This is a genomic window from Kribbella sp. NPDC048915, assembly GCF_040649595.1.
GTDB lineage: Bacteria > Actinomycetota > Actinomycetes > Propionibacteriales > Kribbellaceae > Kribbella.
In genome coordinates this window covers 13,722-27,579 of sequence record NZ_JBEZFT010000033.1, presented here as the reverse complement: position 1 = coordinate 27,579, position 13,858 = coordinate 13,722, and the positions used below count along the sequence as shown (strand labels likewise).

Here is a 13,858-nt window from a genome sequence, read left to right as displayed (position 1 = left end):
CCATCACGCATTGTTGATCCGTCGCATCACCTGGGGAGGAATGATGGGTCTTCGCGTTCCGGTCTACGTGTATTCCGCCGATTCGATCTCACGGTCCGGGCTGGAGAGCCAACTCCGCTTCCGGCCGGAGATCCATGTCGTCGGCGCCGAGCAACTGGACAGCACCGTGGTCGCGGTGGTCGCGGCCGAAACTCCGGACGGCCCCACGATCGCAGCCCTCGGCGACCTGCGCCGGCGCGGTCTGGACAAACTGATTCTGGTCGTCGCCACCCTCAACGACGCGGACCTGATCGCCGTGATCGAGGCCGGCGTCTGCGCACTGATCCGCCGGGCCGAGGTCACACCGGATCGGCTGGCCGAACTGGTCCGCCGAGCCGCGGCCGGCGAGGCCGAACTGCCGGCCGATCTGCTGACCCGATTGTTCCGGCAGGTCTCACACATGCAGAACGACGTCCTGACCCCGCGCGGTCTCCGCCTGGCCGGTCTGTCGCCGCGGGAGAGCGCGATCCTCAAACTGGTGGCCGAAGGCTACGACACCGACGAGATCGCGGCCCGCCTGAGTTATTCACCGCGGACGGTCAAGAACGTCCTGCACGGCGTCACCACGCGCTTCCAGCTCCGGAATCGGTCCCACGCGGTCGCGTACGCGCTCAAGGAAGGCTTGATCTAGACGAGCTGTCCGGAGAACGAGACCGACGGTGTACATCGATCGAACCCGGGACCCGGCGCGGTGCAGTTCACCGCGACGACGACCGCCTGTCCCGGCGCGGCGGTGAGCGCCTGAAGGTAGTGGTAGTCGAGGTCCCGGAAGTTGGCCAGTCCGGTCTCCAGCAGAACGTTCTGGCCGATGATGATCCGCAGAATCCCGTTGTCACCGCGGGGATTCTGCAGGACCAGGTCGGTGATCCGGACGGTCTTCTTCGGCGGCGCGGTGTAGGTGAACGGCTGGAACGATCCGTCGGTCACCGGCTTCGCATCGGACGCGATCCGGAAGCTCAGCGGCGCCGGCCCGGCCGGAGGGGTGACGGCCGGGCCGGGCCGCGCGGTGGCCGGCGGCGTACCGGAACCCGGCCCGCCGCTCGGCCTGCTGGTCGGGGAGCCGGTCGGCTCCACGCTCGGCTTGCCGCCGCCATCGCTCGTACCGGGGGTGGGGCTCGGGCTGATCCCGGCGGCCTGTTGCGCCACGGTCGCTGCAGCCGTCGCCTTGTCCGCCGCGGTACTCGCCTTCGACGCCGCGGTCTCGGCGCGGGCGACTTCTTGCTGAGTCTGCTCGGTGGCCACCGACTGCACCGCGGGTTTGAGCAAGGCATACCACGCGGCGACGAGAGCCACGGCAAGGACGACCGCCGCGGCCAGCGCCGGCAGGAGCCACTTCGGCATGAGCTGTTCCTGCTGCACCACCCCGGTCGCCTTGACCGGTTCCTCCGCGGTGGGCGTCGCAATGACTTCGAACGGCAGCATCTTCGGCTGCCCCCGCCAGAACCGGCGCTGCGGCACAGCGCTCAACTTCACAAGGGTCGCGGTGCCCGGCTCCGCCAGGATCACCGGATGCCGTGTCCGCAGGACCAGCTCGTCGTCGGGATCCCGCAGGCCGATCTGTACTTCGGTCTCGCTGTTGCCGAGGTTGTCGACCGCGAGCCGGAACTTCGCCCGGCGCCGGGCCCGGCGTTTGGCCGGCACGAGCTCGGTGACGATCTCCCGGTACGGCGCGACGTCGACGGCGCCCTCCGCGACGACCGAGGCGTCCGGGTCCTCCCGGGACACGACCCGGACCCCGAACCCGTGCGTACCGGCCGGCACGTCGGCCGCTTTCGGCGGCGCGAACGTGATCGACGCCTGGCCGCTGCTGCCCGGCATCAGGTTCAGCGTGGCCGACTCGAGGGTGACCCAGTCGCCGTCCACGCCGACCAGGCGGAGCGAGAACTGATCCACCAGCCGGCCGGTGTTCGTGATGCGGATCTCGCAGCTGCCGGTCTCTCCGGGCACAACTGCGAGCGACTCGGTCGACAACGTCACCGTGGCTGCCATGCCGACCAGCGTGCCGCCGGACCCACGGCAGCCGGCAGCCACGACGGGCTAACCCGAAGCGTCACGATTGCTGCCCGATCGGGCCGCGGCCGCCGCCCGTTGGCTCCGGCGATCGGGCACCCGGCGGTCGCCGACCGACCCTACGATCGGAACGCTGACCGAGCGAGGGGAGACCGTCGTGGTGCGTCGAGCCGGGCTCGTCCTCGGGATCGCCGTGGTCGTCGTGGTCGTCGTGGTCGCCAGCAGTCTTCCTGCGCGCACCGCCCAACGCGCCGCAGCGGTCGCCCCGGGTGTCACGGAGGTCGTCTCGACAGGTGCCGACGGCAACGAATCTGCCGGGCCGGCGACTACCCCCGTGGTCTCGGCCGACGGCACGCAGGTCGCTTTCGCATCGCGGGCTGCACTTGACCCGATTGTGCAGCCCGGACCGAACACGCCGTACAACATCTACGTCCGCGACCGCCGCAGACCGGGACGCACGGTGCTGATCAGCCGGGGAATCCCGCAGACCTCGTTCGCGTTCCGGGGCTACTCCGTGCCGATCCGAGCCGCCGTCACCGAAGAGGGCGGCAACGCCGACAGCCTGCACCCGGCGATCTCGGCCGATGGCCGGTACGTCGCGTTCGACAGCCAGGCGAGCAACCTGCGCGACTGGTACGGCCGATGGCTGCAGCGGATCGTCATCTGCGACCGTGATCCGGACAACGACGGAGTCTTCGACGAGATCGGTCCCGACGGACTGATGGAGTTCGGCTATCTGTATCTGACGGCGCCGGACCGGTCCACCGGCTCGGAGCCGAGCCTGTCCGCGGCCGGCACCGTGCTGGCCTGGCGCGAACAGGTCTCGGGTGGAACGTCGTCGCGGATCGCGGTCACCCGGCTGGTCCTCGATCCGCAAGGCCGGCCGCTCCCACCGGATCCCACCGCGTTCGTCCACCCGGAGTCCGGCGGCCGGGCGGAATCGCCGCAGGTGTCCGCGGACGGCCGGCACCTGGTGTTCACCGACGGCGCCTGCCCGGAGGCCTCGCTCGACTGTCCCGATCCGGCTGGTTCGATCCAGGCCTACGAGCTGGCCGCGGCGCGGAACGTTCGCATCGACTACCTGCCGGACGGCAGCTTCTCGGGTACGGCGGCGCACCCGGCGATCTCGGGATCCGGGCGATTGATCGCCTACGAGCACGCGCTTGCTCCCGCCGGACCCGTGGTGACGGTCGTGGTCGATCGAGACCCGGCCGGCACCGGACGGCTCGGCCCTGGGCCCGGCGCACCGGTGGCCGCCTCCATCGCGTCCACCGACGACACCGGGCAACCCGCGGAAGGAACCGCGCCCGCGCTGTCCACGGACGGTCGATACCTCGCGTACCAAGGTTCGGCGCGGAAGGGCACCGAGAGCTCGATCCTGCTGCGCGACCTCACCCTGGACGCGACCCGAACCGAGTCCAAGCTGCCGAGGCTTCCCAGCGAACTCGGTTCCCCTGCCGCGGGCGGCTGCACTCAGGAGCCCTGTCCTGCCGACGGACCAAGTGGATCGCCACGCCTGTCCGCGGATGGATCGGTCGTTGTCTTCAGCAGTGCCGCGGCCGACCTGGTTTCGCCACCGTGCTGCGCAGGCGCTGCCTTCGCCCGGCTCCTTCGGCCTCGGGTCACCAGCCAGGCAACCGTGTTCGGCGCGGTTCAGGTGGGAGGCGCGGCGGCGCGGACGATTACCCTGCAGCACACCGGGTTCGGCCCCCTCACCATCAGCGCGCTGCGGATCGCAGGCGATTCCGGCTTCGTGGTTGGGGCGGCCGAAAACTGTGCAGGCGCGACCCTGCACAACGAAGACACCTGCCAGCTCACCGTCGAGTTCCGGCCGACTTCCACCGGCGCGAAACAGGCAATCCTCAGGATCGAGCAGCGAGACGGAACGCGGACCGATCTCCCGCTGCAGGCCGACGCCGTTCCTGTCCCGCCGGGTCCACCGCCGCCGAATCCGACGCCGTCCGCGCCGAGGCCGTCCGGCGGTCTGGTCGTCACACCGGATCCAGTGGATCTCGGTGGTGTGGGCCCCGCTCTGGTATCGATCGCGCCGCGGACGGTTGCCGTCCGCAACGAGGCGACGACACCCATCACGATCGCGGCGATCGGCATCCTGACCGGCCCTCGTTTCACTGCCGGGGACTTCGCCGTCGCCGCCACTACCTGTCGCGGAAAGCGGCTGAATCCCGGCGACACCTGCGCCATCGAGGTCGGCTCGACACCGCAGGCGCCTGGAGCGCGGTCCGGCGTACTCGCCGTCACCGCCGCAGACCCGTCGTACTCCCGGCTGGTACAACTGTCGAGCCGGGCCGCCGTGCCGACTCTGATGGTGAACCCGGCGGTGGTGCGGCCGAACCGGGTCACGCTGGTCACCGGACGGGCGTTCCCGCCGGGCTCGTCGGTGACGCTCACCGTGACCACGCCGGGCACCGAGCTGCGAACGACCACGACCGTCGGTGCGGACGGCAGATTGTCGGTTCCGTTGCTGGTGTTCCCGCAGACGAGTCCGGGCAGCCGGCCGGTGATCGCAACCGTGGCCGGTACGTCGATCCGCGCGCAAGCGTCGCTGCTCGTCGTATCGGGCAGCTTTCAACCGCCGGGATTCACCTCTCGTCGCTGACCGGCTCGAGCCGAACCTCGTGGGTGACGTGAGCCGGTTTCGCGGCGTCCACCGCGGCATCGAGCGCGGACCGGGTAATTTCGTTGCTGCGGACAACCACGAACACTTGCGGAGTGGGTTGCGGACCGAGGTCGTCAACGGGCTCCAGCGACCACGTCACGCCGCCGGTGTCGGTCACCTCGACATCCGTCCCGGCGAGCAGCATCAGGTGGCGCCGCAGCCCGTCGACCGTTCCGCGGCCGCCCTGAAGTTCCACAGCCTGCGCGATCGCGGCGCGCTGCGTTGCGATCGGCCAGGTCTCGATCAGGTCCGCACCGACCCACCCGGCCAACCAGCCGAGCCCATCCGGTGGCGCCAGTGCGGGATCGACGTACGCCGTCAGGCAGTCCAGTGAGCTGATGGCAGGGGCGAGCAGGAAGTCCACCGCTGCGGTGAACTGCATCAGCAGTGGATCTTCTTGCAGTACCGGAGGCAACAGCGATCCCAACGGATACGGCGTGGCCAGCTCGAGCGACGTACCTCGCATCGGTCTTCTCCGTCGTGCAGCACGGTTCGGGCCGGTCAGCCGATGCCGAACAGCTCGATCTCGGACAGGGCCAGATCGCGAGCGCCCTGGGCGGGGTAGACCGACACCACGATGACGGTGAGCTGGTTGACCCCGATCCCGTTGCGGAGGGTGAACTCCTGCGGCTCGGGCGTGTCGGCGAGCGTGATCAGCTCGGTCTGCTCGTTGGAATACCTGAACTGCAGCGTGGCCGGACGGATCAGGGCGGCGAAGTTCTTCTTGTCCCCGTTGCTGACGATGACCTTGCGCAGCGCCACGGCGTGATCGAGCTGGTCGGTCAGGGTCGGCGGTGTTTTCTGGTTCCAGGGCGCGGCCCAGGTCGTGTTGGTGAACGTGTCGAACGCGGCCTTGGGCGGATGGCCGACCGTGGCCTTGCTGCCTTGGACCGCGGCCGGGCGGATCGGCGCCAACGCGGACTCGGCCACCCCGCTGATCTTCTGTTTGACGTTGGAGGCCTGCTGGACGACGTACGTCCGCAGGGGTGGGTAGAGGCCGCTCAACAACACGAAGGTCAGCATGAGGATCCCCACGGCGGCACGGACGCGTCGCAGTGCCGTCCTGAACACCCGGGGTGCCGCGCTCTCGCCGGGGCGCGCAGGGCGCGAGCCTGCGACCATCGTGCGTGGACGACGTCGCCGGCGCAGCCGCCGCCACCACGGTGTCTTGACGACTTCAGCAGAGGCCAGTGAGTGACCGCACCGCCTGCAGAACTTGCGGTCCGGCGCGTTGCCTTCGCCGCAGTCGCCGCAGATCAGGTCGCCCGGGTTGAGCTTGCTGCTCGGCGTCGCCCGTCGTACCGGTGCCGGCCGGGCCTTGACGGGTTGCGGCTCCACTTCGGCGAGGTCCTCGCGCTCCACCACCGGCGCGGCCAGCCGTGCGACCGGCGGAGGCTCCGCAGACCCCTGTGGCTCCGGAAGGCCCTCCAGAGACGGCACCGGCGGCTTCGGCGCAGGTGTTGGCGGCGGAGGTGGCGGCGGTGGTGGCGGTGGCGGCGCTGCGGCACCCGGCGTCGCGCGTGGCGGAGGTGGTGTTGGCGGCGGCGGAGGCGGCGCAGCGCCCGGCGGTGCAGGAGGGGGCGGCGGAGGTGGCGGAGGTGCGCCGGGCGGCGCCGGCGGTGCCGGGCGGCCTGGCGGCGATGGTGGGGTGGGGCCTCCCGGCTTGGGCTGGGCTCCGGGGGCCGCCTTGGTGGCCGGCATGGAGTTGTCGGGGATTGCGGTGCCGCCGACGAGTTCGAACGTCGCGCGCCGAATCCGCGTCGCCAGTGACGCCTTCACCGGTAACGGTTCGAGCTGTTCGGGCGTGGTCGCCACCGGCTCGGGCGCGGTCCGCTCGGCGTTCCATTCCAGGAAGGCGCCACATGATCCGCAGAACGTGTCCTTGTCGGCGTTCTGATGGCCGCACTCTCCACAGATCAGCATCAGTGGTCCTCCACCTTCACCAGATGCTCGAACGAGAACACCAAGCTGTTGCGCTCGAGTTCCACCCGGGTCTGCTCCGTACCGCGTTCGCGCGTGACCGGGTTCGCGGTGAACAACCGGATGTCCTCGACGGCCTGGACCCCCCGCACCGCCTGCAGTACGGCATAGATGTCCCCGGACCGCACCGGACGCCCGAACTCCCACCCAGCTCCGTCGAAACCGCCGCCGGGCAAGGGATTCAGGAACGTGTACAGCGCGGCCAGCGCATCCCGACGGACCCGCTCCTTGTCCACTCGCGACCGGGCCACCAGTCGCGCGACGACCGTGATCCCGCGGTAGCGCGGCGGCTCGACCGAGACCCGGGTCCCGATCAGGCGGACCTGCTCGAGCCGCTCCGCGAGCCGTTCGAGCAGCGGTACCGGCGGGACGAGATCGGCGAAGCTGATGACGCCGTCCTGCTGCGCCGCTGCCGGTACGACGAGGACCCGGACGGTTCCGGCCGCGGTACCCTCACCGGCGGTGATGCAGCGGATCCGCGCCGCGTCCGGAACCGCCTCCCGCGACAACGCCTCGTAGTCCTCCGCCGTCACCGCCCGTCCTCTGGTCCGGAGCAGGATCGGCGCCCGGTCGACCGCTTCGGCGACCGACTCGCCGTCGGTACCGCCGCGCGCCGCGACCCGGTTCTCTACCGCGGCGACGAACGGGATCGACGACTTCGGGGTGGCGATCGCCGCGGCCGGCACGTTGCCGCGCACGCCACCACCGGTCGCGTACTCGCGGATCCGGATCGTCTCGCCTTTCGCCGGAACGGCGCCGTACCGGCGCAATCCGCCGTCCGCCAGCCGCACCACCGGCCCGAACGAGACCTCGCCCGGTACGGCGTCCAGCCGGAAATGCCGGTCGTCCGGTCCGCTGTTCGCGAAGGAGTCGACCGCGGTCCACTCCTGCCACCCGTCGTCCGAACTGATCTCGACAACCGGTTCGCCGAGCCCGGCGAGCACCGGCACCGACCGGACCGCGAAGATCTGGCCGGGGACGCCTTCCGACGTGCCGAGTACCTCGTCGGACACCAACTCCGCCTGGACCGCGTCCGCCGTACCGCCGATGCAGTCCGCCGCGAGCCGACGTACCTGAGGTGATGCGGAGTACGGCGGCTGATCGTCCTCCGCGTCGACGACCCGCGCGCGGACCCATCCGGCGGGGCGTCCCGCGATCGTGGTGACCTGATGCTCCGCCGGCACATGCAGCACCAGCGAACCGGAGCGGTTCAGCCCACCGGTGTCGTCGCGCTCGACGTCACACGAGGTCCAGCCCGCACCGGTCCAGGCCTCCCACACCAGCGGCGGATGGTTCGGATCAATGCCGAGCCCTTCGGTCTGACCGGCGTAGTCGAGCTGGACGGCGGCCGTCGGCGCAGCCACGTCGAGACCGATCAGCAACTCGTCCCCGGCCACCGGCGGGTCGCTGAAGGCAGCGAAGACATCGCCGTTCAGCTCACGGTCGAGCGGCTCGGGGTCCGCGACGGTGCGGGTCAGGACGGCATCCACCGTGCACGGGCCGATGGTGAGCTCGGCCCTCGTCGTGAACATCACCGACGGCTCGGCCTCGGTCCGGACCGTGCCGATCTCGGTGCCCTGAGCAACTGTCAGCGGTGCGCGGGCCGGTGCCGTGAGCCAGAAGGTGACCGGAACGGTCGCCGGCGTCGGCGGCACCAGGCGCAATCCGATCAGCTCGAAGAACTTCAGCCGGAGCCGGTCCGGCACCTGGTTCAGTCGCTGGAACAGTCCGTCGGTCAGGAACGCGTACGCCTCCAGGAGCGCGATGCCGACATCGGACGGGTTCTCGTCCGTCCAGCCCGGGCAGGATCGGCGGACCAGACGGACCGCGTCCGCCAGCAGGTCGTCGTACCGCCGATCGTCGAGGTCCGGAGCCGGCAGTCCCATCAGTCGCCGCCTTCCGGGTTCAGTGCTCGATCGGTCCGGAAGTCGACCACGAACTCACGATCGTCCCCGTCCGCCAGATTCCGGTAGCCGATCACCAGGTGGACCAGCCCGTCGACGGCTTCGTCGGGTACGACGTCCACGTGCTCGACCGCGACCCGCGGTTCACAGGCGGTCAGGGCACGCCGCACCTCATCGGCCAGCCAGACTCCGGAGGCCGGCGTGATGCTGTCGAACACGAAGTCGCGCAGCCGGCAGCCGAAGTCCGGACGCATCACCCGCTCCCCCGGATAGGTGAGCAGGATCTGAGTCATGTTCTGCTCGAGCTTGTCGGTCCCGCGCGCGACCGCGAACCTGCCCAGTCCGCAGTCGAGCGGGAACCCGAGCCCTGTCGGCGTATCCGTTGCCGTCGTCGGCATGGTCACCTCCCCCGTCAGTTGAGTTTGATCGGCTTGCCCTTGACCTCGACCGGTCCGGTGCCGTTCACGCTGATCCTGGTGCCCTGCAGGTTGAGCTGCTGCGCCTTCAAGGTCAGCTCGGCACCGCCGTCGATGGTGATCGCGCCGCCGGCGCCGGCGACGATGTCGATCGCACCGCCCGGACCGCACTCGACCGCGATCCGGCCCTTCGCACCTGGACGGGTCGCACTGGCGAAAATCGTTCAGCTGCTCAAGGATCAACAGAAGCTCTACGACGAGGTGGAGCAGGGAGTCCGCACTCTGAATGAATGGGAAGCAACCATCAAGACGGGGACCGGCGGCGATCTGCTCACGGCCATTGAGATGGCCGCCCTGCACCGGGACGAGGCCGGTCGCCGTATCAACGAGGTCCAGTCCCTGATCGTCGCCTACGAGAATGTCCCCGGAGGCAAGGATGTCATCGTCAGGATCGAAGACCTCAACCTGCGCTTGGCCAGGCTGTTCGTCCTGACGCTCAACTACGCAAGCAGGTTCGGTCAGCGTGCGGACGCCCTCATGCAGTCCGCACTGGACTTCGTCAGCCATCTGACCGTCAAGGCTTGGGTCGTCGAGCATCCCGACGAACGACACCAGTTCCTGAAGGCCGCACTCAAGGTCTTCGACCAGGGAATCAATGCGACCGCACGGGCAGGCGACGCCATCGGATCCGTGCCGGACCCTCACACACAGGCCGCGTCCGCGGGCGTCAAGTGGAGCATGGTCGCCGCCCGAGCCGGCAAGGCTGTGGTCGACAAGCTGGCCATTTCGGCCGACGTGAACCGGCAGATCGACGAGGTTCTGAAGGACGAGGGCCTCGGGAACATGCTGGCCAAACACGACACCGACAACCTGCTGATCGCCCGCCTGCTCGCGGACAAAACCAAACGCGAGCTCGACTTGATCCTCGAATTGGCGCGGCCCATCGTCGCGGTGGCACTCGAGTGGGTCCCGTACAGCCAAATCGTGTCCAAAGCCATCGACGGCGTCGTTGCGATCATCTCAACGGCCGTGGATCAATATCAGAAAGAACGGCTCAGGAGAGCCGGCGACCTGACGATGAAGGACGTCAGCAAGTTCGAGAACTTCCACAGGCAGATGCTCGACAAGCTGAAGCAGACGCTGGAGCGTGACATTCTCGCAGTCACCGACCTCGCCAATCTCTTGGCCGACGCCCTCTTCGCAACGCTGATCGACGACCTCATGGCGATGCTCATGGGGGTACTACCGGTCGACCCGGCCCAGGCCATCGACGGCGCCGCGCTGCGATCGAAGATGAACCTCATCATCGCATCGTCCCAGGCCCGGATCGGAGTCCGTATCGAGGACCCGAGCACAGCCATCCAGCCGCGGCCGAAGGTGGACAACGCTGGCCAAGCGGTTACTCTTCTGTCCGGTCCGATCGACGAGCAGACTGCGGGTGGCTACCGCTACGCACGGCGTGCGGACAAGACCATCGGCCGGCTGTACCTCGCCGACCTGCGGTTCGTGCCGGCCGATGCAGATGACCAAGAGGCTGCCCGCTATCGGACGGTGCCGGAGACGGACGGCCGGGGTCGCCCGCTCAGCGAGGTCAACCTTGCCTGGACGCTTCCGATGGAGACGGTGCCCGGACGCACCGGCCATCGCGCGCGGAGCCTTGATCTGATCGGCGAGATCGACGAGCAGTTCTTGCAGTTCCGGCCGACAGGCCCCGATCCGGAGCGCCTGGATCCGGCCGTCTGGCGCACGCGGTCCATAGACAAGACGCGTGGGGGCTATTGGAATCTCGTCGACGGCAAGCGTGCGGACTTCGTCCAGGGCACCTGGCATCGGCCGTGGGCCGCTCGACACGAAATCCTCGAGTTTCGACCGCAGTCAGGCAGTCGTCAGTTCGTCCTGAGTCACTGGAAGACAGGAGATCCCACGGTCCTTGTTGGCGCTGCGGTTGAGGGCGTCGTCCAGGCCGCAACCCCCGACGCACTCTGAGTCGGCTCCCGCAACTCGTCGTCAGGAATGGCGTCGAACTGGCTCGACCTGATTCGACGCCGCTCCAACCTTAGCCTCGGGTGCTTCCCGCACAGCCCGCTGCACGACGTCACACGCGCGGTCAAGTTGCTCTGGGGTCAGTGCGGCGTTGGCGGTGAGGCGCAGCCGGCTGATGCCGTCCGGGACCGAGGGTGGGCGGAAACTGCCCACCCTCACCCCTTTGGCGAGGCAGATGGCCGCTGCGTCGACGGTCTCCTGAGGACCTGGCATCGGGATCGAGACGACAGGTCCGGAAGGCGCGGGCAGGTTGAAGGCGCCGGCCAGGTGAGCAGTGGCCTGGTGAATCGCGGCGGGCCGGTGGGGTTCGGATTGGAGGATATCGAGGGCAGCCAGCGCGGCGGCGCAGGCGGCGGGGTTGAGGCCGGTGTCGTAGATGAAGGGGCGGGAGCGGTTGATCAGGTGGTCGCGGAGGACGGCCGGGCCGAGGACCACGCCGCCTTGGGAGGCCAGGGATTTGGAGAGAGTCATGGTGACGACGACGTGGTCGAGGCCGGCCAGGCCGTAGGCGTGGACCGAACCGTGGCCGTTGCCGGTGACCCCTAACCCGTGGGCCTCGTCGACGAGGAGGACGGCGTTGTGCGTGCGGGCGACCGCGGCGAGTTCGGTCAGTGGGGCCTCGTCACTGAGAACGCTGAACACCGACTCGGTCAGCACCAGCGCGCGCGGTTCGTTGCGCTCGGCAAGTACCTTCGCGACCGCGTCGACGTCGTTGTGTGGGACGACCTCGACGCGGGAGCGGGACAGGCGGCAGGCGTCGACGAGGGAGGCGTGGACGTGTTCGTCGGAGACCAGCAGGGTGCCGGGGCCGCCCAGAGCGGTCACGACGCCGAGGTTGGCCAGGTAGCCGGAGGAGAAGGCGAGGGCGGACTCCTGGCCGGTGTACGACGCCAGCGCGCGCTCCAGTTCCTCGTGGAGGGTCGTCGTACCGGTGACGAGACGGGATGCGGTCGCGCCGGTGCCCCAAGTCCGTACGGCGTCCGCGGCGGCCTGTACCACCCGCGGATCCCGTGCCAGGCCGAGATAGTCGTTGCCGGCCAGGTCGATCAGGTGCTCATCGGCAGCGCGCGGACGAAGCCGGCGGGTGAGGCCGCGAGCCTCGAGTGCCGCGGCTTTCGGGGCGAGCCACTCCTCCAGCATCAGCCGGCCTCCTCCACCGCGCCGGTGATCGCGGCGGCGATGGTCACGATGTCGTCGTCGGTGCAGACGTACGGCGGCATCGTGTAGACCAGGTCGCGGAACGGGCGTACCCACACGCCGCGTCGCAACGCCGCTTCGGTCATTCGCGGCAGATCCACCGGCCCGCCCAGCTGGACGACGCCGACCGCACCGACCACCCGTACGTCCTTCACTGCAGGCAGCTCACGAGCGGGTGCCAGCCCGGCCTCGAGACCGCTTGAGATCGCCTCGATCCGGCTCTGCCAGTCCTGCGACAGCAGCAGGTCGATCGACGCGAGCGCGACCGCGCAAGCGAGCGGGTTGGCCATGAACGTCGGACCGTGCATCAGCGCGCCGCCGGGTCCGTTCGAGACGGTGTGCGCGACGTCCGTCGTACACAGCATCGCGGCCAAGGTGAGGTACCCGCCGGTCAGCGCCTTGCCGACGCAGAGAATGTCGGGGTCGACGCCTGCGTGTTCGGAGGCGAAGAGCGTGCCGGTACGGCCGAAGCCGGTCGCGATCTCGTCGAAGATCAGCAGGAAGCCGTGCCGGTCGGCGAGTTCGCGCAACACGCGCAGGCAGGCGGGGCTGTACGGGTACATGCCGCCGGCCCCTTGCAGGATCGGCTCGACGATGATTCCGGCGATTTCGTCCGCGTGCTCGGCGGCGAGAGTTGCGAGTGTGTCGGCCCAGGACTGCAACTCCGGGTCGTCGGCGGGGCGATTGAAGCCGGCCGGTGGTTGCGGGCCGAAAACCTGTTCCTTCAGGGCACCGGTGAACAGCGAGTGCATGCCGTTCACCGGATCGCACACGCTCATCGGCGCGAACGTGTCACCGTGGTATCCGCCACGGACCGTGAGCATCCGGGTGCGGCCGTGGTTGCCGCGCGCAACTTGGTACTGCAACGCGAGCTTGATCGCGACCTCGACGGAGACTGAGCCCGAGTCGCAGAAGAAGACGTGCTGCAACGGCTCCGGTGTGATCTCGACCAGGCGGTCCGCCAGCCGGATCGCCGGTTCGTGGGTCAGCCCACCGAACATTACGTGACTGAAATCGTCGACTTGTTGCTTCAGCGCGGCATCCAGGACCGGGTGCCGGTAGCCGTGGATCATGCACCACCACGACGCCATCGCGTCGATCGCCTCGACGGTACCGCCGGTACCGCCGGTACCGTCGTCCAGCTGCAAACGAACGCCCGACGCACCGCGGACCATCCGCACCGGCGACGGTTCGGTCAGCGAAGAGTACGGATGCCACAGCACCTCCGCGTCCCGCTGTCGCCACCCAATGACCGACTGTGACACCGTCCTCCTCCATCCTGAGGATTCACCACGGTAATCGCTGCGCGCCGGCTTCCACCTCACTGGCCCCCACGATGTGATCATCACCTCCCCTCGCCGACCAGGCCGCGCGGGACGGGGTGCGCGGGAGCGCGGGACGGGGTGCGCGGGACGGGGTGCGCCGGGGGCGACACACGAAGTGCGGCGCCGGACGGGGCGCACGGGGTGGGTTCACCCACCGCGTGGTGGGTTCCTAACCCGTGTGAAGATGCAGGAACCCACAACACGGTGGGTAAACCCACCGCACGCAATCAGCCCACAGGCTTCCGCACCAGCGGCGACAGCCGGGCG

Annotated in this window: 11 protein-coding genes; 4 read left to right on the top strand and 7 right to left on the bottom strand. The window is 69.2% G+C overall.

The window, feature by feature from the left end:
- Window positions 1-43 precede the first annotated feature (43 nt).
- Window positions 44-670 (top strand): response regulator transcription factor, encoded by a 627-nt coding sequence (locus AB0B82_RS18675; protein ID WP_360169475.1) that lies wholly within the window; start codon window positions 44-46, stop codon window positions 668-670.
- On the opposite strand, the gene AB0B82_RS18670 is transcribed toward AB0B82_RS18675, so the two are convergent.
- Window positions 667-2,028, bottom strand: a complete 1,362-nt coding sequence (locus tag AB0B82_RS18670) for a hypothetical protein (RefSeq protein WP_360169472.1) — start codon at window positions 2,026-2,028, stop codon at window positions 667-669. The genes AB0B82_RS18675 and AB0B82_RS18670 overlap by 4 nt on opposite strands.
- A 178-nt stretch (window positions 2,029-2,206) precedes the next feature.
- Here AB0B82_RS18670 and AB0B82_RS18665 point away from each other — a divergent pair, with 178 nt between their 5' ends.
- On the top strand, window positions 2,207-4,666 hold the full coding sequence (locus AB0B82_RS18665; RefSeq protein ID WP_360169469.1) for a choice-of-anchor D domain-containing protein: 2,460 nt from the start codon (window positions 2,207-2,209) through the stop codon (window positions 4,664-4,666).
- Here the strand turns inward: AB0B82_RS18665 and AB0B82_RS18660 are convergent.
- Both AB0B82_RS18660 and AB0B82_RS18655 read right to left on the bottom strand, forming a co-directional pair.
- The gene (locus AB0B82_RS18660) at window positions 4,650-5,192 is read right to left on the bottom strand and encodes a phage tail protein (RefSeq protein ID WP_360169466.1); all 543 of its coding nucleotides are present in this window, start codon (window positions 5,190-5,192) and stop codon (window positions 4,650-4,652) included. The genes AB0B82_RS18665 and AB0B82_RS18660 overlap by 17 nt on opposite strands.
- 35 nt (window positions 5,193-5,227) lie before the next feature.
- The gene (locus AB0B82_RS18655; RefSeq protein WP_360169463.1) at window positions 5,228-6,166 is read right to left on the bottom strand and encodes a zinc ribbon domain-containing protein; all 939 of its coding nucleotides are present in this window, start codon (window positions 6,164-6,166) and stop codon (window positions 5,228-5,230) included.
- 250 nt (window positions 6,167-6,416) lie between these two features.
- Between AB0B82_RS18655 and AB0B82_RS18650 the strand changes: the two genes are divergently transcribed.
- On the top strand, window positions 6,417-6,623 hold the full coding sequence (locus AB0B82_RS18650) for a hypothetical protein (protein ID WP_360169460.1): 207 nt from the start codon (window positions 6,417-6,419) through the stop codon (window positions 6,621-6,623).
- Window positions 6,624-6,648: 25 nt separating this feature from the next.
- Here AB0B82_RS18650 and AB0B82_RS18645 read toward each other — a convergent pair whose 3' ends face one another.
- Window positions 6,649-8,592, bottom strand: a complete 1,944-nt coding sequence (locus AB0B82_RS18645; RefSeq protein WP_360169457.1) for a putative baseplate assembly protein — start codon at window positions 8,590-8,592, stop codon at window positions 6,649-6,651.
- Complete coding sequence (locus AB0B82_RS18640; RefSeq protein ID WP_360169454.1) at window positions 8,592-9,008, bottom strand: GPW/gp25 family protein; 417 nt, start codon at window positions 9,006-9,008, stop codon at window positions 8,592-8,594. Before AB0B82_RS18640 ends, AB0B82_RS18645 begins: the two co-directional genes overlap by 1 nt.
- Before the next feature lie 18 nt (window positions 9,009-9,026).
- Here AB0B82_RS18640 and AB0B82_RS18635 point away from each other — a divergent pair, with 18 nt between their 5' ends.
- On the top strand, window positions 9,027-11,012 hold the full coding sequence (locus AB0B82_RS18635; RefSeq protein WP_360169451.1) for a hypothetical protein: 1,986 nt from the start codon (window positions 9,027-9,029) through the stop codon (window positions 11,010-11,012).
- Window positions 11,013-11,033: 21 nt separating this feature from the next.
- On the opposite strand, the gene AB0B82_RS18630 is transcribed toward AB0B82_RS18635, so the two are convergent.
- Together AB0B82_RS18630 and AB0B82_RS18625 are read right to left on the bottom strand one after the other, a co-directional pair.
- Window positions 11,034-12,209, bottom strand: coding sequence for an 8-amino-7-oxononanoate synthase (locus AB0B82_RS18630; RefSeq protein ID WP_360169448.1), 1,176 nt, complete (start codon window positions 12,207-12,209; stop codon window positions 11,034-11,036).
- Window positions 12,209-13,531, bottom strand: a complete 1,323-nt coding sequence (locus AB0B82_RS18625; protein ID WP_360169445.1) for an adenosylmethionine--8-amino-7-oxononanoate transaminase — start codon at window positions 13,529-13,531, stop codon at window positions 12,209-12,211. The genes AB0B82_RS18630 and AB0B82_RS18625 overlap by 1 nt, the downstream gene beginning before the upstream one ends.
- Window positions 13,532-13,858 lie beyond the last annotated feature (327 nt).

Bases quoted from the DNA above. Each gene is read 5' to 3' on its own strand.
- AB0B82_RS18675 (WP_360169475.1), top strand. From the start codon at position 44: ATGGGTCTTCGCGTTCCGGTCTACGTGTATTCCGCCGATTCGATCTCA.
- AB0B82_RS18670 (WP_360169472.1), bottom strand. From the start codon at position 2,028: ATGGCAGCCACGGTGACGTTGTCGACCGAGTCGCTCGCAGTTGTGCCC.
- AB0B82_RS18660 (WP_360169466.1), bottom strand. From the start codon at position 5,192: ATGCGAGGTACGTCGCTCGAGCTGGCCACGCCGTATCCGTTGGGATCG.
- AB0B82_RS18645 (WP_360169457.1), bottom strand. From the start codon at position 8,592: ATGGGACTGCCGGCTCCGGACCTCGACGATCGGCGGTACGACGACCTG.
- AB0B82_RS18640 (WP_360169454.1), bottom strand. From the start codon at position 9,008: ATGCCGACGACGGCAACGGATACGCCGACAGGGCTCGGGTTCCCGCTC.
- AB0B82_RS18630 (WP_360169448.1), bottom strand. From the start codon at position 12,209: ATGCTGGAGGAGTGGCTCGCCCCGAAAGCCGCGGCACTCGAGGCTCGC.